Source organism: Pelotomaculum sp. FP, from assembly GCF_004369245.1.
In the GTDB taxonomy this organism is placed as follows: Bacteria; Bacillota; Desulfotomaculia; order Desulfotomaculales; family Pelotomaculaceae; genus Pelotomaculum_C; species Pelotomaculum_C schinkii.
Map to the genome: position 1 here is coordinate 71,208 of NZ_QFGB01000011.1, position 22,617 is coordinate 93,824.

A 22,617-nucleotide genomic window follows, 5' to 3' on the forward strand; every position below is an offset into this window, starting at 1 on the left:
AGTCACATACATATCATGGAAGCTATTTTTTAAATAGAATATCGTCTAACTGGTTGGCAGCATCCCTCTGTAATGTGGGTGCTATATGTGAATACAGGTCCATGGTCATACTAATATTTGAATGCCCGAGCCGCTCCGACACAACCTTGGGGTGTACTCCCTGCTTTAGCAAAAAGCTGGCGTGAGCATGCCGTAACTGGTGAAACGTTACCTTAATCCCCGCGTTATTGGTTACTTCCTGAAAACGCTTTGTAACGGTTGACGGATGAATCGGGCTCCCATCCTGTAAGCTGCAAATAAGGTCATTGTCTTTATATGCCTCACACTGGGCCATCTTAGCCTTTTTGCTCCTTCCTATGCACTTTAAGCACCTTAACCACTTCGGGAGATATGGCTACTGCCCGTTGGCTAGTTTTGTTTTTAGGCTCCTTGAAGAATAATCCCTGCTCCTTTGTAACATACAGGCCGCGCCTGATATTTATAATCCCCTTTTTAAGGTCAACGTCACTCCAAGCCAGGGCCACTATTTCAGCCCGCCGGGCTCTGTCAATGCTTTATTTTAAAGCTATGCTTAGCAAATACGGGCAAAAAACAAGCCCTTTGGGGGAATTTTAAAAATGGCTAAAAGAACCGCTTTGCTGAACCAGGTATAAAACCATTACCAGGTTATTTATCGTCGTTTGAGGGCATTCTGTGAAGCCGATGAAAAAATCTTTATGTTTTATTTGGCCTTATTTCTCTAACTTTTTTAAACTCCTGAAAAGCTTTATAATTCTCTTTAAGCCGTGTGGAAAGCTCGTCCTCCCGAACTATATAAAAGCCTGCGCTGCAACTTTAGCGTTCCTACATTGGAGATAAACGGCAATGCCGATGAGGAGAGCATCGCCGACATATTTGTGCGCGTGAATTCAGGCGGCAAGGCTCTCGGTGAGGACGACTTCATCTTAACCCTTATATCCGTCTACTGGCAGGAGGGCAGGCAAAAAATCGAGGATTTCTGCCGAAGCGCAAAAATCCCGAAGCAAGGCACGGCGTATAACTTCCTGTTCGAGCCGTCCCCGACCCACATCGTTCGCATGGCAATGAGTTACGGTTTCCAGAGGGCAAGGCTTCACTACGCCTATATGCTGCTTCGCGGGCGCGACTTTGATAACGGCGTTTACTCCGATGCCCTCCGCGTCCAGCAGTTCGATAAGCTGAAAACCGTGCTGGACAAAGTCCTGAATGTTCAGGTCTGGAAAAACTTCATCAAGTGCATTGAGGCGGCGGGTTTTGTGTCCAAGACACTGATTTCCTCCGAAAACGCTCTGGTGTATTCCTACGCGATGTACCTGATTGGGAAGTTCGACTATGGCATGGAGGAATCCGCGCTTCGCAAGCTGATAGCGAAGTGGTTCTTTATGTGTTCCACCCTACATACGAGGGAGTTGTTCAGCCCGACCGCCGACGGGTCAAAAAGTGCGCTCGAACGCCACCATCTGTTCCCTAAGACGTATCTCGCCCGGATTGGAATCACCGACGACCGCGACCGCAACCAAACGGCGAACTTCGCCTTTATTGAGTGGAGCGACAACATTGAAATCCTCGACACCAGTCCGGCTGAGTATATGAAAGACCAGCTTGCAAAGATTCCCGCCGATGAGAAGGACGGCGTATACGCCGTCCACGCCTTGCCCGACGGGTGGGAACAAATGAAGTACGCTGACTTCCTGAGCCAGAGGCGCGGCCTTATGGCAAAGGTGATAAAGCGAGGTTATGAGCGGTTGAAATGAGGTGCTGAATATGACCCGCCGCGAACTCATCGACTTCTGCCTGACGTTTCCCGCCGCCTACGAGGACTACCCGTTTGACGACATAGCGGACGACGGCGCGTGGACGGTTATGCGGCACCGCACGAACAAGAAGTCCTTCGCGCTGATTTACGAACGGCACGGCAAACTGTGCATGAACCTCAAATGCGAGCCGCTCGAAGCGGACTTCCTGCGGCAGGCGTTCGCGGACGTGACGCCTGCCTATCACATGAACAAGGTGCATTGGAACACCGTCACGCTCGGCGGCGACGTAACAGAGGAACGCCAAGAGCTGAATTGAAGGGTTGCAAGGTGTATAATCGTTAAAACTTGCACCGCTCTAAAATCAAGGGGTGTGCCTTTTATCAATAGGTAGTTACTTTGCCAAATTTGAGGGCCTTTCGACCAGTGGCAAAAGCTGTGTATTTTTCACCTAGTCCATTGTGTCTGGAAAGCGTCCGTCAAACACAATGGACTTATCCCCTTCGTGAATCTAACGGAGGGGGTTATTTATTTTATGACGTATCCCATGCATTGAAAAAACATCCCTTCCTACAACTAGCCCAATTTTCATTTAATCGGCCAGCCGGTACCGCAGGGGATGTTGAGTTTGTCGAAGTGCAGGTAAGTGTTTCATGACAAAGATGCCCAGGGCCACCGGTAAGAAGGTTGTATCATCTAACACAGAGACTGCTAATGAAGGAATAAATGTAAAATTAATCATATTACTAATTGCTCTGTTGTATGCTTCAGGAATAACTATTATCATCAAGCGCAAACGGTTATAGACGCCATATCATAAAATATAGTGTCTATCCGCACGAAAGGAGAATTAAAATGCTCCCTTTATTAGCACAGATTTTTATTGGCTATTCATTCCAGAATACAACTTCACCAATTACAGTATTACTACAAATTAATCTTCCTCGCTATCTTCCTCAGAATCTTCTTTATTATCTTTAGCTCCGGACTCCTTTGCTCCGTTATCTTCCTTATTAGGTGATATTTGATTTCCTGTATCCTGTATGCTTTTATTGACATCCTGAACGGCTTTGTTAACGTTCTGGATGCTGTCATTAACATTTTTAATGCCGTCGGTAATGTCCGGCGCATTGCCACACCCGTAAGTAAACAAAGAGAACATAAACATAACAGCTAATATACAAAATGTTTTTTTCATCTGAAAATACCTCCTGAAAAAATAATTTATTTTGTCTACAGCCATGGCAAAACATTCAGATCGCATTTTACCGCAGTTCCAGTAGAATCCCCCCTCCCTCATAATGTATATTTTATGTATTCCCTTTTTTATTCAGAACATTCCATAGCATGTACGTAAACCAATATCTTTTTGTAAGTAGCGTCTGTTTTCCAGATACTTTTACAGCCAGGAGAGTTCTTCGACAGCTGCGGAGGCCGGCCTTCCCTGGTTGTGTGTACCCTTATGACCATCGCTAGATTGGACTTCCGTCACGCTCCTCTCTGGGATTGGTGAAAAGATGACAGCATACATTGACGATGATTCCCAGTATCAGGAACTTATTGACAACCGGTGGATAACCCGGTTGATAACTTGCAAATTTTGGTTATTGTATAGCCCGGTGTCCGATCTGCCTGAAAGTCAACAAATAAGTCACCCGGCATAACGATCTTACCGGGTGACTTTGTTTTTTCGTGTTCACTAAAAGTAAGTTTTGGTGGACACCTTAAAAACTGTAATATTTAAAAATTGGATTTAGGCTGCTGATAATAATTTTTTGGGACACTTTTCAACACACACATTACATTTTAAGCAGTCAGCATCTAAGATCTGTCCTTGCTCTTTATGGTCTAACACGTTAATCCCTACCGGACAGTCCTTTGAACAAAGATTACATCCCTTACAAGAGTCAACATTAAATGTAACGTGATTGATTTTAGTTTTCAATGCTTCAATACTAGCAACATAATATGACATTGTTCCCATCGGGCAAATTGTGCACCAAGTTCTCTGATTAAAGGTAATCCCCAGAATAATCGTCATTAATGTTGTAATGATAACCATTCGGACAAATACCTGCCCTACAGCTGAAGGATCACCCCAGGCAAGTACCAACTGGACAGCAAAAGCACTCATTAGCAGTACAAGAAACAAATTTCTAAACCAATTGCTTTTTATAAACTTTGGTACTGCTTTTTTATAGCTGAATTTTGATATTACAATATCGCTAAAGCTACCCCTTGGGCAAAAGTGTCCACACCACATTCTTCCTTTGAAAAAGGCTGCTATTACAGGGGCCAACATACATATCAATGCTAACGCACCGATGTATGGAAAAAACAATCCTATGCTACAAAAAGCTATTAGTACAATCCAAAACCAATCGTGTATAAATTTTTTCACCGCAACCATCTGACAAGCTCCTCATCAAATATTATTTTTATGACGCCTCATGGGGTACATAAAAATAATACTCGACAACGCTATATTTGTCAATCTTAATATTACGATATTACGATATTTAGTTGTATACGTCTCCCGCCTAACGCAGGAATTCCATCCAGTGTTTGGTAAAGATATTTACATATAGTACAACACATTATAAAATACATTTAAGATAATGGCAGGGGGCGAATATGATGGACAATGGCTTATCGAGATTCATAGATACAGCTAAAAACCTTGGTGCTTATGATGCAAAAATTATTGATCCAAGTACTATAAAAACAGCAGCATGGGTAAGAATGAAGTGTATGTACGGTTGTAAACATAGAAAAGTGCACTGTTGTCCTCCAAATACTCCCACCCCTAAAGAAACTCAAGAAATAGTTGATTGTTATAAGACTGCTTTGCTTATACATTGCAAGGATAAGGACCCTTCAGAAACCGTTTTAAAACTTGAAAGAGCAATTTTTTTAGAAGGGTTTTATAAAGTTATAGGCTACGGGTGTGGAGCCTGTATGTTATGTAAAACCTGTCAAGATGAGAAATGCGCCAACCCCAAAGATGCAAGACCATCAATGGAAGCATGTGGTATTGATGTGTATGAAACAGTAAGAACAAATGGTTTTCCTATTGAGGTTGTGAAGGACAGGAAAAGTAATGGTAATTATTATGGTTTATTACTGATTGAATAGAATTTATCACTATATCCACATGGTCCCTGCAAACGATTTGCAGGTTTTTAGAGTTCGCAAAGAAAAGAGCCCAAGGCTCTTTTCCCTTTCAATCTAATGCTGCTGCTTAACAAAAACCACATTAATGGCCTTTACTAAAGCATTTACTTTGTCACCTTTTTTAAATCCGGCTTCTTCAAAACTGTCTCTCGTCATCACGGACGTGAGTCGGATATTATTATCCCCTCAGCCCCCTACTCACATGCTAACCTGCGCCATAACATTGTCTGTCTTTATATCCTCAATTTCACCATTAATGTTATTACGTACACCAGCTTCCATAAAATTCACCTCCCCTAAATAATATCTTGCTCATTGTCTTATTCTCCCCGACATCAGCTTTTTTAGTCATCTCAAGAAGCGATATGTGATTAACCCTGGATAAATACTTTGTATAAACAAAAAGCAACACCCCGTTGATTGATGGGGGTGTTGCTGCTTTTTATTAGGCCTTAGGTCAAGCTTACGTATAAGGCTCTCTCTTCTTCCTCAAACCTTGCCTCGTATCTTCCCTTCTTATTGATACCAAAGTGATTGAAGAAACCCCTGGCAAAGACTTTGGTCTTCTTGACAGTCTGACCTTCACTTGCTGCCTTGATCCTGATCGTGTTGGTGTCATTATCAAAGGCCAACTCAACATTATCGGCTTTGAGTTTTTCACGTGAAATCTTGTTGAGTACAATCGAATTTTTAGAAAGTGAGACCAGGGGCACCTTTCCCACTTTCTCGCCGCGCGGTTTGTATACTTCAAATGCCATGATTTACCCTCCATTACGTAATATAGAACTAATAGGTATTATAGATCATTGTTTTGCTTGTGTCAATTTTTGCCTTCAATAATTATGAAGACCGGCTATTAAAGGAGCCTTACACCATCTAGTTTGCCCGGATTTTAATGTTAATATATGATTCAGCCCTAAATTATATGCCTATTCGTAATAATTTTGCAATAATAACAAGATATTATTGATAAACCATCTCAACACCGAGCAGTTCCGCTATTCGGCCAAGCGGCAACATTAAATAGCCGCCCTTATCGTAAGGTATAATTTCCTGGTAAACTGTCTGACCATTTACTAAAAATTCCGCTTTTCCAGCGCTCACCCGGACGGTTTTCCCTGCATACATCAGGGTAACAGCTCCGGTTGTTTGATCCTGTTCTATTGTTGTTTCCAGCGCATCGGTAAGTGAGATGGCTGGAATAAATGTATCACTTGTTTTGATGTCGGCGGTAACCGGGTAAACTACCTTTCTTCCGTTGACTGTCAAATAATCAATGTTTACTGATATTCTTCTGGCGCCATTTTTTGCGGGACCAGCCAGCTGGTTATACAGTTTGTTGATAATAGTTTCTTCTATACTTGTAAAACCGCTTTCTGTATACCTGTAATGTCCTCCGTTGATGATAAGGATCACACCGCTATTCTCGTCACGGTCAAAATACATATCACTGATAAGGCCGTAACTCTGCCCGGCATGCCCGGTAAGCCTCCGGCCAGCCAAACTATCAGTAATATGGAAGTTGAGACCTTTTTGCTTGTAAAAACCCTCAAGCCCGCTGCCAAACCACTGCATCTGCTGCATTAAATCCACGGTGACCGGGTTTAAAATACGAACATTTTCGTATACGCCCCCGTTCATATGGGCAATCATGAATTTCGCCAGGTCGGCAGCGCTGGTCCTGATCCCCCCGGCTGTACCCTTGTAGGCATTGCCCAAAGGCAGCGTATTTTCCTGAGTTTTGGGGACTTCACCATCAGCGATATAATCACACGCGGGTACGAATCCCCCCTCGCTGCCCGGTGTATAGAGCACGGCAACCCTGTCGAGTTGGGCTATGCCGGCAAGATCATAACTCGCCTCCATCCCCAAAGGCCGAAAGATGTGGTCATTACAGTAGTCATTGAACCTTTCGCCTGAAATCTTTTCCACCAGGCTGGCGATAATTCCGGAGCCGAAGTTGGAATAAGTAAAACCAGCGCCGGGTCTGTAGGCAGCCCAAGTTGCGCTATCGTTAAAACTTCCGCCAGGCGACAGGATATCCTGAAGCAGGGGTGTATTGGCAGAATTTATCGCCACATTATAACCACCCTTGCCGCCGTTGTCCAGAATGCTGGAAGTATGAGTGAGCAGCATGCGAAAAGTGATTTTATCATCCGGAAAGTTGGGATTTCTAACTGTGAATCCAAGGTAGTCGCTGATATCGTCGTCCAGTCCAAACCTGCCCTGCTCCCAGAGCTGCATCAGAGCAGTGGCTACCACTGTTTTGGATAGCGAGGCGATACGGTAAATGGTATCGGCGCCCGCCGGCCTTTCCCTTTCCAGATCGGAGAAGCCATAGCCTTTTGACCAGACGACCTTGCCGTCCTTGACAAAGACGGCGGATAGCCCCACAATCTGGTCTTGCTCCATGGCTGTTAAAATTTCAGCGTCCAGATCTCCGCCCAAAATATTGGTATGAGGGCTCAAAGCAACTTCACCGGAAACGGGATTATGAGGAACAATATCAGGCTTTTCCCCAAACATCGGTGTTATAGTTGTTATCAGCATAAACTGCGCCAAAAATAAGAGAATTGCCATTTTGAACCAGGAATTATTGTAATACTTCATAGATATTTACTACCTTTCCCGCCAATTAAACGCTTACTTGGCATTATTACTTTATTATCAGATTCCTCTTTTTTTAAAAATTCGTCCCGCCCTTAACAGGTTCCTGCGCAATGCATTTGAAAATTATTGCCTGTTTAACCATTACACAAGAATTAGTCCAAATATGACAAAAAAATACCCTCTCCAACAATTGTTTTCAAGGATATTATCAATTCAAATTATTGATAGCTACAGACGGGCTCATTTACTGCAGGATTTTTAACGACTCCTTCAACTTCTTAAAGGTTACCTCCAGGGACTCAGAAATCACCCTGACATTTCCGATTACCGGCATAAAATTGGTATCACCGCCCCAGCGGGGGACCACATGGATATGAAAGTGTCCGGGCACCCCGGCGCCGGCAGCTTTGCCGATGTTTGCACCCACATTAAAGCCTTCGGGATTGAAAATCCGCAGGACCTTGACCATTTTTTGGGTCATCAGAACAAGCTCAGTTGCTTCTTCCCCGGTCAGGTCTTCAATGTCCGCCACATGCCTTTTGGGCATTATTAAAAGGTGCCCGTTGTTGTAAGGGTAGAGGTTCATTAAGACAATTGTTTTGTCTCCCCGCAGCAATACGAGATTTGCCTCATCCTCATCAGACTGCAATTTTTGACAAAAAACACAGCCCTCCCCGTGGCTGCCTCCTACATAAACCGATCGCCACGGCGCCCAAATACAATCCAAAAGCCCTGCCTCCCTAAGTGTGAATTAAAGAAAAAGCCCGGAGGCTTTTCCTTGATACTTTGCTTTTTGAAGGATAAACCTATAATATATTCAGATCATACCACTTCCGCATTATCATCGCAAGTCACTTACTTTCTGCGGCAATTTGCATGCTAATCTTTTTTAATAAACCCTCTTTGGATACTGCATAACAGAGTTTGGTTAAACCGGACTCCAGCCCTTTTCCATACCAAAGTATATCTCTACTTTTGTACCACACGGAGCATAAATATCTTTTGCCCCCCACTTCAATCTGTACATACTCCTCCTTTTTAGCCAGCATCAGAAAGCCCCCTTCCTAACATTAGCTTCCTACCATTAGTTAATTCATTCGCCAAAATAATGGATAATCCTTTAGGAATTTTCCGACAATTCTCAACATTTAAACACTATTTCCGCCATTTATCTCTGATTGTCGGGGGGAAAGGGGTGATTCTTGCTGCGTCTAAAAAGCGTACCTCCTAATTTTTAATTTGGACAGCCTCCATTTATGACATCTTTTTTAATCCTTATTTTACCGTCTCAACATTAATATTTTTTCCGTCAGTGGTAAAGACAATTGTCCCTCTCTCGTCAGTACGTAAGATGTTCACGCCGGCTTTTTTCAACTTAGCCAGGGTAGTCGGGTGGGGATGGTGGTAATCGTTATCTGCCCCGAGTGAAATGACGGCGTATTCAGGCTTAACTATACTTAAAAAAGCCGGAGAAGTGGAGGAATTGCTGCCATGATGGCCAACCTTGAGGACATCAGCCCTGACGTCGGCGCCACTGTTGAGCATCTCTTTCTCGGACTCCGATTCAGCATCGCCTTCCAGAAGGAACGATACCTCACGGTAGGTGATCTTGATTACCGCTGAATAATTGTTCAGATCATTATAGGAAGAGCCCATAGGGGCCAGGACTTTCACCGAAAGCCCCTCTTCCTCCAGGATATTCACGCCGGCTTTGGCCGTAGTGACCCGCAGCCCTTTACCGGCAATCGCTTCCAGCAGTTCCCGAAAAGTCCTGGTATTGGCCGTAACTTTGGGCAACAGGATTTCGCCAACAGGGAATTCCTGAATAACTGTATCAAGCGAGCCGATATGGTCTTCATGAGGATGGGTGCCAACCAGGTAGTCCAGCCTGGCAATTCCTCGTGCTTCTAAATAGTCAATAATTGCGACGGCGCTGTCATTCTTTCCTGCATCCACCAGCATGTTCCGCCCGTTTGGAAACTGTACGAGTATGCAGTCTCCTTGCCCAACATCTAAAAAATGAACGCGTAAAGCGCCGGGGGAAACCGACAACCCGTTCGACTGTTCGGGGGGTGTGGTTAACCCGCAGCCGGCCAACCCAAAGGCTAAAAACAAAATCAACAACAAGATCGATAATCTTTTCACACTATACCTCTATCTTAAACTGCTACTCAGTTTTGCGCGATTGAAATCGTACCCGTATGGCAAAGTCTTCATACTCTGCTGGCGCCGGACAAGCAGTACGAGGCTATCTTTAATCTTTAAATACCTGGCGCGCCAGCCTTTTGATATCCTCCTTAACAGTGGCTGTAGCCTTGGCGTCGACGCCAATGGAAATTGTAACCACATCCCCCTCCAATGCTTCCGGGGGCAGAAGTTGTCTCGGCAGGTTGAATGTCTGCCGTTCATACTCAATTACAGCCCAGTCACCTTCAAAGCGGTCAATTATGTACATAAGGGACCTCCGGTTATCGATTCTTAAGATTTTATTTTAATTTTTACTTCGCCAGAGTTATGTCTTTGTCCTTCCTCAAAAAAAGAAGTCCCCGCTTCTTTTGAGCGAGGCATAAAAAAGTGGCATACACAATAAATGTACCCGGTTCTAGACCTTTTTATACAATAACACCATCTCGCTGCCCACCGCCTTATGAAAAAGTCCCGGCGTCAGCCGGGTCCATTCATACAGATTCCTTAAAAAATTTTGCTATTTATATTGACATCACCCCAAGGGCAACTTATAAACTAAAGATGTGCCCTGAAGCAGCAGTTATTAAACGCTTGCCTGGCAGCAAAAAAACATTGGAGGTAATGAATTTGACTGAAGAAAAACGTTATGATATACGTGCAAAAGATTTAGATGAAATCCCTGTGCGAACTATGCGCGGGAAGGTTACAGAATATCCCAACGACCTCGCCACTTTGATGACGGCCAGTTTAGAAGAAATTATTTCTATGGGCGGAAATTGTTCGGGACCTCCGATCGTACTCTATGATAAGGAAGTAGATTTCAATTCCATGGAGACAGAACTGGAAGTTGCCTGGCCGGTAACAGACAAAGCCCTGGCCAATAAGGTCTTGCCGCCTGTCCATGCGGCGTCGGTAATAGAACATCTGGACCCGGATAATAGCCTGGAAGGCGCTTACGGGGCCTTGTACGCCTGGATCAAAAAAAATGGTTACCATCCGGCTTACCCTATTCGTGAAATATATGATACTGATCCGCAGGCAACATCACCCGAACAACTTTTGATTGAGATCATCCTGCCACTTAAAAAAGAACACGATTAAAAAATATGGGAGTCCAGGTATGCTCAAAATACCAGGACTCACTTTTTTTGCAACACTCATATGGACGCAATTTAATCGTACTTGCTCTACACAGTTTTGGGGTCTTGTGCGAATGAATTCGCACCCACATTATTGAATATTTTCGTATTAATTTGCAATTATAATTGAATGTTTTAGAAGATTAAATCAGCGCCGGGATAAATTTAGCCAGGATGTACACATCCCCTCGATTTGCGACAATCTTATGTTCAACGCTGTCAGGCACTACAACGGTGACACCCGGCTCATAGACAATTTCCCGGCCTGCCATGTACCCCAAACCGGTTCCGCCCACTACCTCATGCAATTCCCATCTTCCTTCATGGATATGGTCCCCGATTTCAAAACCGTCTTCTATTTTCACAAGGTGGCAGCTGAATTTACCACCGTTGGTATCCCCTTTGACCATGTTCTTCTGAAAAACCCCTTTGAATTTGGCATGTGGATACCACTCCAGGTCTTCAACAACTAAATCCTCCTGGCCAAGATAACCTATCTTTCCGGCCAGTATCCGTTCGACAAAATGGTAGTCTCCGCTCATCATTTAAAACCTCCCCTTGCTTATTAATAGAATCCGTTTCCTGCTTAACCTCTTATCCTACCTATTATCAGCAGAAAACCGGGCTATCGCTATAGTACCATATAATTCACACAATATCAGCCTGTCTTATCCATCTGTTGCAAAATTTTCATAATGTTAAAGGGTAAGCGCTGCCGTTATCACATAATGATGAAAAACACCCCCTGCATAATGACGACAGAAGGTGTTTGTGTGAACTGTAGGCCTTATGCAGATTTTCCCTTAAACGGGTGGCTCATTGCCCACCGTGTTCATAGGAATAACCAGGTACTTATGGAAATACCATTCTCCGAATGCAATCAGGGCAAGTGTGATAATCCAGCCTGCCGCCGTTATCGTCATCGTGTAGTGCAGTATTTGATCGGCTATCCCTATTACCAGGGCTGCCATAACCACATCTGCAATAGTTGTATAAACATTCCCGTAACGATGCAGTATCCACAAATCACCTGCTAAGTAGGCCACTATCGTCAGGACCAGAGCTATAACAAAAGCCTGGATGGCGGTTATTTGGCTGAATAGAGGCAATAACACGATGCTTATGATAGCAATCATAACAAATTTTATTAACAGTGCTGTAACATGTCTACTAAATATCATCATTTCACCTCCTTTTCTTTTTAGTATGAATCATTTTTTGTTTTTTATACATAAAAAAACCCCATCATTGGGGTTCATAACCAACATGTATTCTGGTTTGTTAACTCGACTATTCTTTTATGGTGAGTATAAAGTTATTATCAGCACATAGCAACTATTCTGCTTTGGTGGATCATTTCCGCCCGACAATATTTAGCTTTATTATGCCGAACGCCCGCTGCCGGCCAAACGTTCTTCGCCGTGGTCTGCCGGATTATCCTCAATCTGTCTGAAGCGCTGCACAGAGAGCTGGATATTCTGGCGCTCCAGTTCCAGGACACGTTTCTCCAACTTTTCAATATTTAATTGCAGGCAAGAGAGCACGTCTGCTACCGGGTCGGGGAGCAGGTCGTGACGCAGGTCAATTTCTTTTTCCCCGCTTCTTTTTTCATCTAATACCTTTTTCCCATTTTGAACTACCACCCTACCAGGTACCCCCACAACTGTACTGTCCGGTGGAATGGCTTTTAGAACAACCGATCCGGCGCCAATTTTAACGTTATCACCAACGGTAAAGGAACCTAAAACTTTGGCGCCCGAACTTACTACAACGTTATCGCCTATGGTTGGATGTCTCTTGCCCTTTTCTTTACCCGTGCCCCCCAGAGTGACACCCTGGTATAGGGTAACGTTATTGCCGATTTCAGCGGTTTCGCCAATAACCACGCCCGAACCGTGGTCGATGAAAAGGCCCTCCCCTATTTTCGCTCCAGGGTGGATTTCTATCCCGGTCAAAAAGCGCCCAAACTGGGAAATCAACCTGGCCGTAACAAACCAGCGTCTCTGATAAAAGGCGTGCGCTACCCTGTATATCAACAGGCCGTGCAAACCAGGGTAGCAAAGGATTACTTCCAGTGTTGATTTTGCGGCAGGATCCCGTTCCATTACTACACTTATGTCCTTTCTAAGCCGGCTAAACATAGCTGTCATCCTCCCAAGTGAGATAGTTAAAAATAATCACACTATTCAGATTGATTTAATAATAATTATTCCGGCAGTCGATCCTTATCTTGAGTGGTAGGTCGGCCTGCAACGGAAATATATGGTTAGTTTAGTAACCTAATTGAAAAAGTATACTTTAATCATATTAAACTACTAGGTTTTTGTCAACTACAATAATGCTCGCCACAATAAAAAAGTCACCGTGGTTAGCACTCACAGGCGTGCAGAAAAGAAGGTACCAATTATGTTAATATCTACTACCTTAATTAACAAAAACAAGCAATAGGCCGCAATAATTACGTTTTATAACATCTATTTCAAATGATACCGCTGGATGTATATATTACCACCAAATATTGTGGGCATTATAGAACACAAATGTATAAAAAATACATATTTTACAGAGACGAATATGAAAGGAGCGAGACAGTTGATAAACGAAATAACAATTCTTCCCGGTTTGGATAAAAGAGGGTTAAGAGAAAAATTTGATCAAATTACGCTTGCTGCCGGAGAAACCATATCGATCGTCGGCCCTACCGGCAGCGGTAAAACTGCTTTTATAACCGACATCGAGCTTCTTGCCCAGGGGGATACCTCTACCAAGCGCCGCTTGCTGGTCAACGGCCAGGTTCCCAGTGATGATGTCAGAAGCAATCCCTCTCTTAAGCCAATCGCCATGATTACGCAAAATACCAAATGTTTTGCAGACGTCTCAACTGAAGAGTTTTTGGGGATCCATGCCCGTGCCCGTGGAATTCATGATGATATGGTTGTCTATGAAACCATAGACCTGGCCAACAAGTTTACAGGAGAAAAAATCGAAAAAGATAGCAGAGTTACCGTCCTGTCCGGCGGACAAACCAGATCCCTTTTGGTGGCCGACGCCATGTTAATTGGCGCTGCTCCTGTAATCCTGCTGGATGAAATCGAGAACGCCGGGATTTTCAAGCGTGAGGTCGTCAGAATGATTCAGGATACCGGGAAAATAGTTGTTTTCGTGACCCACGACCCGGTCATTGCCCTGTTAACCCAAAAGCGCATCATCATGGAGAACGGGGCGGTCAAAAGAATCATCCACCGCAGCGACCTGGAGGTTAAAGCTGCGCACAACCTGCTCGAACTTGATGATAGGGTAGATATCATCAGAGAGAAATTAAGAGCAGGAAAAATGATTACCAAAGAACTTATTGCAGTAAATTTCGCGTAATACTTAAGATTAGTGGAGGTGCCTTTTTTTGAAACTTCTGGTTATCGCCGGGCCCCCCTCAGCCGGTAAAACTGCGCTGGTGAAACAGATTGTCAGGCGACTGCAGGGTGAAATGCGTATTGCTTTTTTAAAAATTGACGTGGTAAAAGCCTTTGAGGATATCGAATTGCGAAAAGAATTCAATATCATAACCAGGAAATGGTATTCCGGCGACCTGTGTCCCGACCATGCCGGTGTTATGATTATGGCTGACGCTATCGAGTGGGCGGCCTCTAACTACTCGGACCTGTTAATTATAGAAAGCGCAGGTCTATGCCTCCGCTGTTCGCCCTACCTGAACCAGGGTCTGGGCGTGGTCGTGCTCAGCTCAATTTCCGGCATCCACACCCCGGAAAAAATGGGCGCCATGGTAAGCCTCGCGGACATAGCCATCGTTACCAAAATTGACCTGATCAGCCAGGCCGAACGGGAAGTGATGACCCAGAAAATCAAGGAGGTCCACCCCGGGGTCATTCTAATGGAAACAAACGCCCTGCAGGGTACTTCCCTGCACCACCTGTATGCTTTGATTAAAGATTCACCGGATATTGAGGAGGAAAACCTGCTCCTCAAGGGTAACCCGCCTCTTGGAACCTGTACCATCTGTATTGGCAAAAAAGAAATTGGCTGGAAGCATCACTTTGGCATCATCCAGAAACTGGATGGTCAAACTGCCGAATACCTGTACCGAGGTGAATGATATGCCGCCACTGGAGTCTTGGCTTCCGCCGGGGAAAAACTGCGGGCTATGTGGTGAAAGCAGCTGTAAAAGCTTTCTGCGCATGATCAATACAGGACAGAAAAATTATAACGACTGCCCTTTTTACAGTGACAGGCAAACGTGCCGGCAGTCTGAACATTCAAGTGAAGCAATTTATACGGGTAAAGATATTTTGGGCCATCCTTACGATTTTGTACTGGGCCCTCTGCCGGGTGAAATCTCAGCCCGTAAAATTGTCCTGCCTTTCCGTTCAGATTTGGTAGAAAAAATGAATATCCAAAAAGGTGACCTGGTCCTCGGCCGCCCGATGGGGGCCGGTTGCCCGATACCGCATGTACTGAAGGTCATCAAGGCGGAAAAAGTCACCGGGCTTTTATATACTTGGGTGGTCGGTCCCAAGTACTCCAGGGAACAAGAAGTCAAGGACGTTAACGCTTATCATATGATTGGGTTTGAGGGAATTGCCAACAGAGTAACCAGGGAACCCGCCTTTGGTTGCCGGGTCACTTTTCTACCGGGCTTTTGTATGATGGCTTTAAACCATACCGGACTTATTAACATGATTTTACAAAAGAGCTGCGGCATGCATGTGCGTATCGAAGATATCCGCATTCTGGCCGGTATGGATTAGTGAAGCACAACTACAGATGATAAGAAGCCATTCCTTTGTGAACAGCTTCTTATCATCTTCAAACCTGGAAAACAACACTTTCAAAGACCATGCATGGCCTCGCCCAGGTCGCGGGAAACTTCGGGCAAAACATGTGGGTCGTTGTAATGGGTGGTGGCTGCGACAATGGCCTTGGCCCTGGCCGGTGCCATGCGGGCACACCGCCGCCCGGATATCGGCCGGAACCCTCTCCAGCGCCATTACGGCGCAGGCTCCGGCCTCCTCGGCAATTTTGGCCTGTTCGGGTGAGGTGACATCCATGAGCACACCATTTTTGAACATTTCGGCCAAGCCTTTTTTCAAGGTCAAGGTCCCGTTTTCTACCAACTATAACCCTCCCGTTCGTATCCCCCCAACTTATGCTTAACCGGTTATTACGGCTCCTGGAAGAGTGGTGTGCTCAAATAACGTTCACCTGTGTCAGGTAATATTGCTACAATAAGTTTGCCTTTATTCTCGGGTCTTTTCGCAAGCTGGATGGCGGCAAAAGCAGAGGCACCCGAAGAAATCCCCACTAAAAGTCCTTCTTCCCTGGCTAAACGACGGCCAATTTCAAAAGCCTCTTCATTTTTGACTTTAAATATCTCATCGACAAGCTTTAAATCCAATACATCCGGTACAAAGCCGGCGCCAATTCCCTGTATCTTATGCGGTCCCGGATTTCCCCCGGAAAGCACCGGCGAGTCAAATGGTTCCACTGCTACCACCTTGAAGTCTGGTTTACGGGACTTAATAACTTCTCCCACACCAGTGATGGTCCCGCCGGTACCTACCCCGCCGACCACAATATCCACCTTGCCGTCTGTGTCGTTCCAGATCTCTTCGGCAGTCGTGGCGCGGTGAATGGCCGGGTTGGACGGGTTTTTAAACTGCTGGGGAATAAAGGAATTGGGGATTTGGGCGGCAAGTTCCTCGGCCTTGCGGATAGCGCCTTTCATGCCGTCTGACCCGGGGGTCAGGACCAGTTCAGCGCCGTAGGCTTTTAAGAGGCTGCGTCTTTCTATACTCATTGTGTCCGGCATGGTCAGGATTAAGCGGTATCCCCTGGCCGCGGCTACAAAAGCAAGGGCTATCCCCGTATTACCGCTGGTAGGTTCAATAATAACACTATCCTTGTTGAGCAAGCCTTTGTCTTCCGCGTCTTTAATCATGCTGTAGCCGATACGGTCCTTGACGCTGCCGGCGGGGTTAAGGCCTTCCACTTTAACAACTACTTCTGCTTCCAACCCGGCCGCAACTCGCTGCAACCTGAGTAATGGGGTCCTGCCGATTAACTCCGTAAGGTTATTTGCAATTTTAGCCATGTTTCATCTGCCTCCTGTGTTTTTTACTTATTTAATTTGTTAAATTTAATTTGTTAAAATTTTTGCTCCTGAAAGTTCTTTTCCTTCGTTTAGCGCTGGTGCAAATTGGTGTACACACCGGTCGGCGCAAACGATCAGAACTGTCATGTCTGCCATTCCTCTTACGATTTGAATCCTAAAAATATAGCAACATCCAAAACATAGTATTATTATATGAATACTAATTTTATATCACATACAATAACTTCAGTCAATAGCTGTATAAGAGAATTTTTGTGGCGAATACTTTCCTGTACCTCTTGATATCCGGTCATTCCACGAGCAACATGTTTATTCAACCAGTTGCTTATAAAAAAGGCCGTATCTCATAATTAATGAGACACAGCCCTTGATTAACCAGTTAGCAGTTTTATCCTTTATTATTGAAATTTATACTTTAGCAAGCGCTTGCTCCAAATCATCGATTAAATCATTGACGCCTTCGATCCCGATTGAAAGTCTTACCAAATCCGGGGTAATACCAGCAGCTTTTTGCTCTTCCTCATCCAGTTCCGCGTGAGTTGTACTTGCCGGGTGAATGACAAGTGACTTGGCGTCCCCAACATTGGCCAACAGAGAGAACAGTTTTAAACTATTAATAAAGTTCTTTCCCGCTGCCACTCCACCTTTTATCCCAAAGGTAAATATTGAACCTGCGCCTTTTGGCAGGTATTTTTTTGCCAGGGGATAATACTGGCTTCCTTCTAGTTCAGGGTAATTAATCCAGGAAACTTTGGGATGCCGGCTTAAATATTCTACAATTTTTCTGGTGTTGGCAACATGTCTTTCAATTCGTAGAGATAAAGATTCCAGCCCTTGCAGGAATAAGAATGCACTGAATGGACTAATTGCCGCGCCTGTATTTCTTAAAAGCTGCACTCTTGCTTTTAAAATGTACGCCCGTGCCCCTAAGTCCTGTGCATATCTAATACCACCATAACTCTTGTCCGGCGTGGTGAAATCGGGGAATCTACCGCTTCCCGCCCAGTCGAATTTGCCACCGTCAACTATGACTCCTCCAATGGTAGTGCCATGCCCGCCAATGAATTTAGTAGCGGAATGAACGACTACATCCGCACCGTATTCTATAGGTCTGAGGAGGTATGGGGTTGTAAAAGTACTGTCAACAATAAGCGGCAATTTGTTCTCGTGAGCTATTTTGGCAACAGCTTCAATATCCAAAACATTTATTCTGGGGTTTCCGATAGTTTCACCATAAAGTGCCTTTGTCTTATCAGTGATAGCTTTTCTGAAGTTTTCCGGATCATCAGGATCAACAAAGATTACATTAATTCCCAATTTTCTCAAGGTAACTGAAAACTGCTCATAGGTTCCGCCATATAAGGTACTTGCAGCAACTATTTCGTCACCTGCACTGGCAACATTAAGAATAGCATATAAGATTGCCGCCGACCCTGATGATGCTGCCAGTGCGCCAACGCCGCCTTCCAATGCTGCAATTCTTTTTTCAAAAACATCCTGAGTCGGATTCATAATTCTGGTATAGATATTTCCCGGCTTTCTTAAATTGAACAGATCTGCAGCGTGATCTGCATCTTCAAAGACATACGATGTTGTTTGATAAATTGGGACTGCTCTTGCTCTTGTTGCCGAATCCGGCTCTTCCTGCCCTGCATGCACTTGTAGTGTTTCAAAACTTAGTTTCTTATTGCTCACTTTTATCTCTCCTCGTTAATAATATCTTTAAGACATACTATCATAAACCATAATTATTAAGTATTTTCCTCAAATTAGAGACATACGTCTTAACCTCAGTATAATATGATAACAACACTCTCCCTTCACCCGCATAGCCATATGATTTATTCTCAAAAACCTCCTTTATCCAATTTCGTTTATGTTATAAGGTGTTTCCTGATATACGTAATAATTGAGCCAGTTTGAAAACAGCAGGTTGGCATGACCCCTCCACTTTACGACAGGTGTCTTTTCCGGATCATCATCCGGAAAATAATTTTTGGGAATATTAATTGGAAGCCCTTTTGCCACATCCCGGTCATACTCTGATTTCAATGATAGTGGGTCGTATTCCGAATGTCCCATAACAAAAATTTGGCGGCCACCTTTAGATGACACTATATAAACACCAGACTCTCTTGATTCAGACAGTATTTCCAGCTCTTTTACTTTCTCAATGTCATCTCTTCTCACTTCTGTGTGTCTTGAGTGGGGTGCAAAGAAAATATCATCAAATCCCCTGAGCAGCCTGATATTCTTTTTGTTTACTACATGGGGAAAAACACCAAACATCTTTGCCGGAAGTTGATACTTGGGAACACCAAAATGGTGGTATAACCCGGCCTGCGCTCCCCAGCATATGTGAAATGTTGAGTATACATGGTGCAGGCTCCATTCCATAATCTTGACCAACTCCGGCCAGTAATCAACCCCCTCATAATCCATCTGTTCAACGGGGGCGCCGGTTATGATCATACCGTCGAATTTCTTTTCTTTGATCTCTTCAAATTTTTCATAGAACTTAAGTAAATGTTCCCTAGGGGTATTCTTTGAAGAATGAGTTTCCGGGTGCAGTAGAGTTACATCCACCTGCAAAGGTGAATTACTCAAATGTCTTAGTATCTGTGTTTCAGTTGTGATTTTGTTGGGCATCAGGTTTAACAAAACAATACTGAGCGGTCTTATATCCTGGTGGACTGCACGCTCTTCATTCATAACGAAAATGTTTTCATTATTTAAAATCTCTGATGATGGAAGATCATCAGGAATATTAATAGGCACCTAACACACCCCTTTCAAAATTAAAAATCCTCTTTCCTAATGAAAGAGGATAAATTTGGCATAATCTCTCTCTCATCTCTCAATGTTTCCATTGCAGGAATTGGCACCGCTGTATTTTTAACAAAATACCGGTTGCCGGGCTTCATCGGGCCAGTCCCTCCACCTCTCTGGATAAGAGTCCTAATATTAAATTATCGATTGAATTCCTACTAATGATATTTCATTAGTGTTATTAATTGAGATTTATTTTATTGCTTTTATCAAGGTTTGTCAATAACTTTTTTAGGAGGTGTGTGTTCATTCTGTGATAATGTCACCCTGAAATATTTCTGAGAAAATGTCACCCTGTAAGTGGTCTGAGGTTTTTTGGAGGAGTGACTGGTCAGTAGCGAGAGGGTCCCCGGGACCAGCTATGGCCAACTACCGTTATCTCGGGCAGAGTTCCAGAGCCTGGCTTACCTTATCCAGGGACTCCTCCGGCGTGAGAACCGCACGGCATACCACGGGCCTTTTTTCCCACTTATTGAAACCGTGCTTGCAGAAGCGGCACTGGATGTTGCAGGACAGGCTGACCGGCAGGTGAATCCTTCCGTATTTATGGTGGGCTTCTCCGTTGAAGCAAGGATGCTTTTTAATCAGGTGATTGTGGACTGATAACTCCACCTTATGCGAAGCTTTGCATAACCCGCCCTGAGGTGTGCCGAAATCAGTAGATGGAATTTGCCTTCTTCCATGTATCCGGCTTTGAGCCATGCCCATTATCATGTCTAGTACTGTTCCATCTGCAATGTGTATTTTGTAAGCAGGTTATTAAAGTAGTAACTCAGTGTATTTTATTTATAAGCTTCTTCCTATCAACAAGACGTGGCGGCTCCTCAAACCAGCTGTTGTCTATCATAATATTTGTTCCGTCCTCTGCAAAGTCTCCGGCTTCAGTCATGATAAGAAGATACTTCGCCTTGAGGTCATGTCTAAAGTTCAAGGTCATAAGATAAGCATATTCCATTGCACCGCAGGTACTTATCAATCCGATGTGAAACATCATCAATTTATCCGAAACGGGAGGTTCAATTGAGTCTGTCACCATAGCGTCCCAAAACATGGGGACAGGAATATCTTCTTCTCTTAAATGAGCGCTAAATATGCCCATTATTTTATCTGAAAGTTTTATACCTCTTTCAATGTAATTCCTAACCTGCTTCGACTTGGCTACCTGCCTGAACCCGGTCATAAGATTCTTCCCCACGGAGTTTAAGAAAACTATGTGAAAAGACGTAGCAATCTCTTGAGCGAGAGAAGGTCTCTTCATGCCGAGGAACCCGGTTAAGAAGTTTTGTTTTTTAACAAAATCAGTTACTTTAGAAATAGTAACATTAGGATACCTGATATAAAGGCCCTTAGAAAGCAGGGTGTTAGTAACCTTGTCAAAATACTCCATAGACGAGACGATACTCTTATTGAAGACCTCCCTTACATCAGAACGGGTTAATAGCCCCCATGTAAGGGTATTTCTGGGCATAATAAATCTTTCAAGACAAAATAAATAGTAAATACAGAAGATATCGGAATAGAGACGAGGCGCCCCTAGGTTAATATCTTCTGCAGTAAAACCTACCGGTTGTGGTAAGTTATCCTGTTCCATGATATTTCTAATGTCTTTTGCCCTCTGCTCATATAACTGGACGGCTTCTTCAACTAAAGGTTTAATATCACTATCCTCAACGTGCCGGGAAAGGTGTTTTACGAAGACGGAAACCATATCGACATTCAGATATGTGTTCCAAAGGTTACCGATTTCCGATGAATTTAATCCAGGGTAACAACAAAAAGGTTCTTCATTAATAATGTTACTACTACCTATTAAAGGTGTTTCCATTTAATGGGCCATCCTCCCACCGTGATGTAAGTCAATAGCTATATTTTTTTCTTTACTTATTTTGCCGTTGTCTGTAGCTATTATGCGTTATTTGTATTTGGACCCGCAAACCCAGATGACCTAGGAGGCTTCCGGTAGCAGCCGAGATTTAACCAACAGGGATAGTACAGCTTCTTTCACTGTGATGTGTTGCAGGTAGAGCCTTGCTCGAGGCGAGGAACTATGTTTCGTAGCGATTTTCAAAAAAACAGGTAATCATGAACCAAACTTAGCCCGCCTATCTGGTTTCCGTTAAATACTACGTCGAACTTTAACTAGTAAGGCCCCCTTTAATACAAAATATCCCTATTTCTCCCCCCCTTCCGATATGGCTGAATTCATTATAAGAAAAACTTTTTACGAAACCATCTCAAAGATGTTACATTTCTATCACATTTCAGGCCTATTACTTAAAGTCAAAAAATTGGGACGGGAGTTTAATCTCCCCGCCCCTGGCTTGTTGATATTATTCTTATATTTGGTCTCCTTCTGCCGTCACACCCCCACCGCAATGGTTGATAAAGAGCCATCTTTCGTGCTATTCATCCATACAGTTCATCGGGCCAAGACCGTTCTTGCTGTGAAACTTATGGATCAAAAATTTGTTCCAGATATTAGCAATGAAGCCATAGTCTGCATAACCTAATAGAAACCTGACGGTGAGGGGGTATAGCGTGAAAACATTCACAGCAAGGGTTGAAGGCCCCTGAGGTTAAAAAAGAGTATAGCAAACAAGCCCTAACAGAAGCAGAGCGTAGAATGGGTTAAGCGGGCAGCGTGATATGCTCGGGGCTTATAACGCCTTGGGTAATCAAAAGTTTGGCAGCCTGCCTCAAAGCTTTCTCCTTTTGCTTATTGCGAAGCTCTATCGGTATATCGACCTGAAAAAGGTCGCAGGGATTAAACACTTCGCCG

Annotated in this window: 24 protein-coding genes, 1 pseudogene and 1 riboswitch; of the genes and pseudogenes, 7 read left to right on the forward strand and 18 right to left on the reverse strand. The window is 44.0% G+C overall.

Annotated features, from left to right (window positions below):
• Positions 1-335 precede the first annotated feature (335 nt).
• Positions 336-524 (reverse strand): hypothetical protein, encoded by a 189-nt coding sequence (locus Psfp_RS06510; RefSeq protein ID WP_192895292.1) that lies wholly within the window; start codon positions 522-524, stop codon positions 336-338.
• Between the two features lie 324 nt (positions 525-848).
• Between Psfp_RS06510 and Psfp_RS06515 the strand changes: the two genes are divergently transcribed.
• On the forward strand, positions 849-1,772 hold the full coding sequence (locus Psfp_RS06515; protein ID WP_134217743.1) for a hypothetical protein: 924 nt from the start codon (positions 849-851) through the stop codon (positions 1,770-1,772).
• Positions 1,773-1,782: 10 nt separating this feature from the next.
• Positions 1,783-2,091, forward strand: a complete 309-nt coding sequence (locus Psfp_RS06520) for an MmcQ/YjbR family DNA-binding protein (protein WP_134217744.1) — start codon at positions 1,783-1,785, stop codon at positions 2,089-2,091.
• 615 nt (positions 2,092-2,706) lie between these two features.
• Here the strand turns inward: Psfp_RS06520 and Psfp_RS06525 are convergent.
• The gene (locus tag Psfp_RS06525) at positions 2,707-2,970 is read right to left on the reverse strand and encodes a hypothetical protein (protein WP_134217745.1); all 264 of its coding nucleotides are present in this window, start codon (positions 2,968-2,970) and stop codon (positions 2,707-2,709) included.
• A 555-nt stretch (positions 2,971-3,525) separates the two neighbouring features.
• Positions 3,526-4,182, reverse strand: coding sequence for a 4Fe-4S binding protein (locus Psfp_RS06530; protein ID WP_134217746.1), 657 nt, complete (start codon positions 4,180-4,182; stop codon positions 3,526-3,528).
• A 224-nt stretch (positions 4,183-4,406) separates the two neighbouring features.
• Here Psfp_RS06530 and Psfp_RS06535 point away from each other — a divergent pair, with 224 nt between their 5' ends.
• Positions 4,407-4,907 carry a DUF2284 domain-containing protein gene (locus Psfp_RS06535; RefSeq protein ID WP_134217747.1) on the forward strand — a complete coding sequence of 167 codons (501 nt, stop codon included), beginning with the start codon at positions 4,407-4,409 and terminating at the stop codon, positions 4,905-4,907.
• Positions 4,908-5,398: 491 nt separating this feature from the next.
• On the opposite strand, the gene Psfp_RS06545 is transcribed toward Psfp_RS06535, so the two are convergent.
• The 6 genes from Psfp_RS06545 to Psfp_RS06570 form a co-directional block, all read right to left on the reverse strand.
• Positions 5,399-5,704: a hypothetical protein gene (locus tag Psfp_RS06545; RefSeq protein ID WP_134217748.1), complete on the reverse strand. Its 306-nt coding sequence runs from the start codon at positions 5,702-5,704 to the stop codon at positions 5,399-5,401.
• Positions 5,705-5,909: 205 nt separating this feature from the next.
• Positions 5,910-7,556: a serine hydrolase gene (locus tag Psfp_RS06550; RefSeq protein ID WP_134217749.1), complete on the reverse strand. Its 1,647-nt coding sequence runs from the start codon at positions 7,554-7,556 to the stop codon at positions 5,910-5,912.
• Positions 7,557-7,800: 244 nt separating this feature from the next.
• Positions 7,801-8,283 carry an HIT domain-containing protein gene (locus Psfp_RS06555; RefSeq protein WP_134217750.1) on the reverse strand — a complete coding sequence of 161 codons (483 nt, stop codon included), beginning with the start codon at positions 8,281-8,283 and terminating at the stop codon, positions 7,801-7,803.
• A gap of 124 nt (positions 8,284-8,407) precedes the next feature.
• Positions 8,408-8,605, reverse strand: a complete 198-nt coding sequence (locus tag Psfp_RS06560; RefSeq protein ID WP_134217751.1) for a hypothetical protein — start codon at positions 8,603-8,605, stop codon at positions 8,408-8,410.
• A 226-nt stretch (positions 8,606-8,831) separates the two neighbouring features.
• Positions 8,832-9,701, reverse strand: a complete 870-nt coding sequence (locus tag Psfp_RS06565) for a ComEC/Rec2 family competence protein (protein WP_134217752.1) — start codon at positions 9,699-9,701, stop codon at positions 8,832-8,834.
• Positions 9,702-9,810: 109 nt separating this feature from the next.
• On the reverse strand, positions 9,811-10,011 hold the full coding sequence (locus Psfp_RS06570; protein ID WP_134217753.1) for a DUF3006 domain-containing protein: 201 nt from the start codon (positions 10,009-10,011) through the stop codon (positions 9,811-9,813).
• A 359-nt stretch (positions 10,012-10,370) separates the two neighbouring features.
• Here Psfp_RS06570 and Psfp_RS06575 point away from each other — a divergent pair, with 359 nt between their 5' ends.
• Positions 10,371-10,844, forward strand: coding sequence for a GyrI-like domain-containing protein (locus Psfp_RS06575; RefSeq protein WP_190239276.1), 474 nt, complete (start codon positions 10,371-10,373; stop codon positions 10,842-10,844).
• A 181-nt stretch (positions 10,845-11,025) separates the two neighbouring features.
• On the opposite strand, the gene Psfp_RS06580 is transcribed toward Psfp_RS06575, so the two are convergent.
• From Psfp_RS06580 to cysE, 3 genes are all read right to left on the reverse strand, one after another.
• The gene (locus Psfp_RS06580; RefSeq protein WP_243120505.1) at positions 11,026-11,427 is read right to left on the reverse strand and encodes a cupin domain-containing protein; all 402 of its coding nucleotides are present in this window, start codon (positions 11,425-11,427) and stop codon (positions 11,026-11,028) included.
• Positions 11,428-11,685: 258 nt separating this feature from the next.
• Entirely contained in the window at positions 11,686-12,066 is a 381-nt protein-coding gene (locus Psfp_RS06585; RefSeq protein ID WP_134217755.1) for a DUF2512 family protein, read from the reverse strand.
• A gap of 198 nt (positions 12,067-12,264) precedes the next feature.
• The gene (cysE, locus tag Psfp_RS06590) at positions 12,265-13,023 is read right to left on the reverse strand and encodes a serine O-acetyltransferase (RefSeq protein ID WP_134217756.1); all 759 of its coding nucleotides are present in this window, start codon (positions 13,021-13,023) and stop codon (positions 12,265-12,267) included.
• A gap of 451 nt (positions 13,024-13,474) precedes the next feature.
• On the opposite strand from cysE, the gene Psfp_RS06595 reads away from it, so the two are divergent.
• The 3 genes from Psfp_RS06595 to Psfp_RS06605 are packed head-to-tail and all read left to right on the forward strand — an operon-like array spanning position 13,475 to position 15,645.
• Positions 13,475-14,254: an ATP-binding cassette domain-containing protein gene (locus Psfp_RS06595; RefSeq protein ID WP_134217757.1), complete on the forward strand. Its 780-nt coding sequence runs from the start codon at positions 13,475-13,477 to the stop codon at positions 14,252-14,254.
• 28 nt (positions 14,255-14,282) lie between these two features.
• Positions 14,283-14,993: a GTP-binding protein gene (locus Psfp_RS06600; RefSeq protein WP_134217758.1), complete on the forward strand. Its 711-nt coding sequence runs from the start codon at positions 14,283-14,285 to the stop codon at positions 14,991-14,993.
• On the forward strand, positions 14,956-15,645 hold the full coding sequence (locus Psfp_RS06605; RefSeq protein WP_243120506.1) for a (Fe-S)-binding protein: 690 nt from the start codon (positions 14,956-14,958) through the stop codon (positions 15,643-15,645). The genes Psfp_RS06600 and Psfp_RS06605 overlap by 38 nt, the downstream gene beginning before the upstream one ends.
• 185 nt (positions 15,646-15,830) lie before the next feature.
• Here the strand turns inward: Psfp_RS06605 and Psfp_RS06610 are convergent.
• From Psfp_RS06610 to Psfp_RS06635, 6 genes and pseudogenes are all read right to left on the reverse strand, one after another.
• Positions 15,831-16,011, reverse strand: a pseudogene (locus tag Psfp_RS06610) (pyridoxal 5'-phosphate synthase lyase subunit PdxS); the annotation flags it as partial.
• 47 nt (positions 16,012-16,058) lie between these two features.
• Positions 16,059-16,988: a cysteine synthase A gene (cysK, locus tag Psfp_RS06615; protein ID WP_134217760.1), complete on the reverse strand. Its 930-nt coding sequence runs from the start codon at positions 16,986-16,988 to the stop codon at positions 16,059-16,061.
• Between the two features lie 429 nt (positions 16,989-17,417).
• On the reverse strand, positions 17,418-18,704 hold the full coding sequence (locus Psfp_RS06620) for a homocysteine synthase (protein ID WP_134217761.1): 1,287 nt from the start codon (positions 18,702-18,704) through the stop codon (positions 17,418-17,420).
• 165 nt (positions 18,705-18,869) lie between these two features.
• The gene (gene metA / locus Psfp_RS06625) at positions 18,870-19,787 is read right to left on the reverse strand and encodes a homoserine O-succinyltransferase (RefSeq protein WP_134217762.1); all 918 of its coding nucleotides are present in this window, start codon (positions 19,785-19,787) and stop codon (positions 18,870-18,872) included.
• Between the two features lie 69 nt (positions 19,788-19,856).
• Positions 19,857-19,965, reverse strand: a riboswitch (SAM riboswitch).
• 248 nt (positions 19,966-20,213) lie between these two features.
• A complete protein-coding gene (locus tag Psfp_RS06630) occupies positions 20,214-20,450 on the reverse strand; it encodes a hypothetical protein (RefSeq protein ID WP_192895294.1) in 237 nt (78 codons plus the stop codon).
• Positions 20,451-20,610: 160 nt separating this feature from the next.
• On the reverse strand, positions 20,611-21,663 hold the full coding sequence (locus Psfp_RS06635; protein WP_134217764.1) for a DUF3231 family protein: 1,053 nt from the start codon (positions 21,661-21,663) through the stop codon (positions 20,611-20,613).
• Positions 21,664-22,617 lie beyond the last annotated feature (954 nt).

Coding starts and splice junctions, on each gene's coding strand:
- Psfp_RS06525 (WP_134217745.1), bottom strand. CDS start 2,970: ATGAAAAAAACATTTTGTATATTAGCTGTTATGTTTATGTTCTCTTTG.
- Psfp_RS06635 (WP_134217764.1), bottom strand. CDS start 21,663: ATGGAAACACCTTTAATAGGTAGTAGTAACATTATTAATGAAGAACCT.
- Psfp_RS06545 (WP_134217748.1), bottom strand. CDS start 5,704: ATGGCATTTGAAGTATACAAACCGCGCGGCGAGAAAGTGGGAAAGGTG.
- Psfp_RS06585 (WP_134217755.1), bottom strand. CDS start 12,066: ATGATGATATTTAGTAGACATGTTACAGCACTGTTAATAAAATTTGTT.
- Psfp_RS06530 (WP_134217746.1), bottom strand. CDS start 4,182: ATGGTTGCGGTGAAAAAATTTATACACGATTGGTTTTGGATTGTACTA.
- Psfp_RS06550 (WP_134217749.1), bottom strand. CDS start 7,556: ATGAAGTATTACAATAATTCCTGGTTCAAAATGGCAATTCTCTTATTT.
- Psfp_RS06560 (WP_134217751.1), bottom strand. CDS start 8,605: ATGCTGGCTAAAAAGGAGGAGTATGTACAGATTGAAGTGGGGGGCAAA.
- Psfp_RS06580 (WP_243120505.1), bottom strand. CDS start 11,427: ATGATGAGCGGAGACTACCATTTTGTCGAACGGATACTGGCCGGAAAG.
- Psfp_RS06570 (WP_134217753.1), bottom strand. CDS start 10,011: ATGTACATAATTGACCGCTTTGAAGGTGACTGGGCTGTAATTGAGTAT.
- cysE (WP_134217756.1), bottom strand. CDS start 13,023: ATGTTTAGCCGGCTTAGAAAGGACATAAGTGTAGTAATGGAACGGGAT.
- Psfp_RS06520 (WP_134217744.1), top strand. CDS start 1,783: ATGACCCGCCGCGAACTCATCGACTTCTGCCTGACGTTTCCCGCCGCC.
- Psfp_RS06605 (WP_243120506.1), top strand. CDS start 14,956: ATGGTCAAACTGCCGAATACCTGTACCGAGGTGAATGATATGCCGCCA.
- Psfp_RS06535 (WP_134217747.1), top strand. CDS start 4,407: ATGATGGACAATGGCTTATCGAGATTCATAGATACAGCTAAAAACCTT.
- cysK (WP_134217760.1), bottom strand. CDS start 16,988: ATGGCTAAAATTGCAAATAACCTTACGGAGTTAATCGGCAGGACCCCA.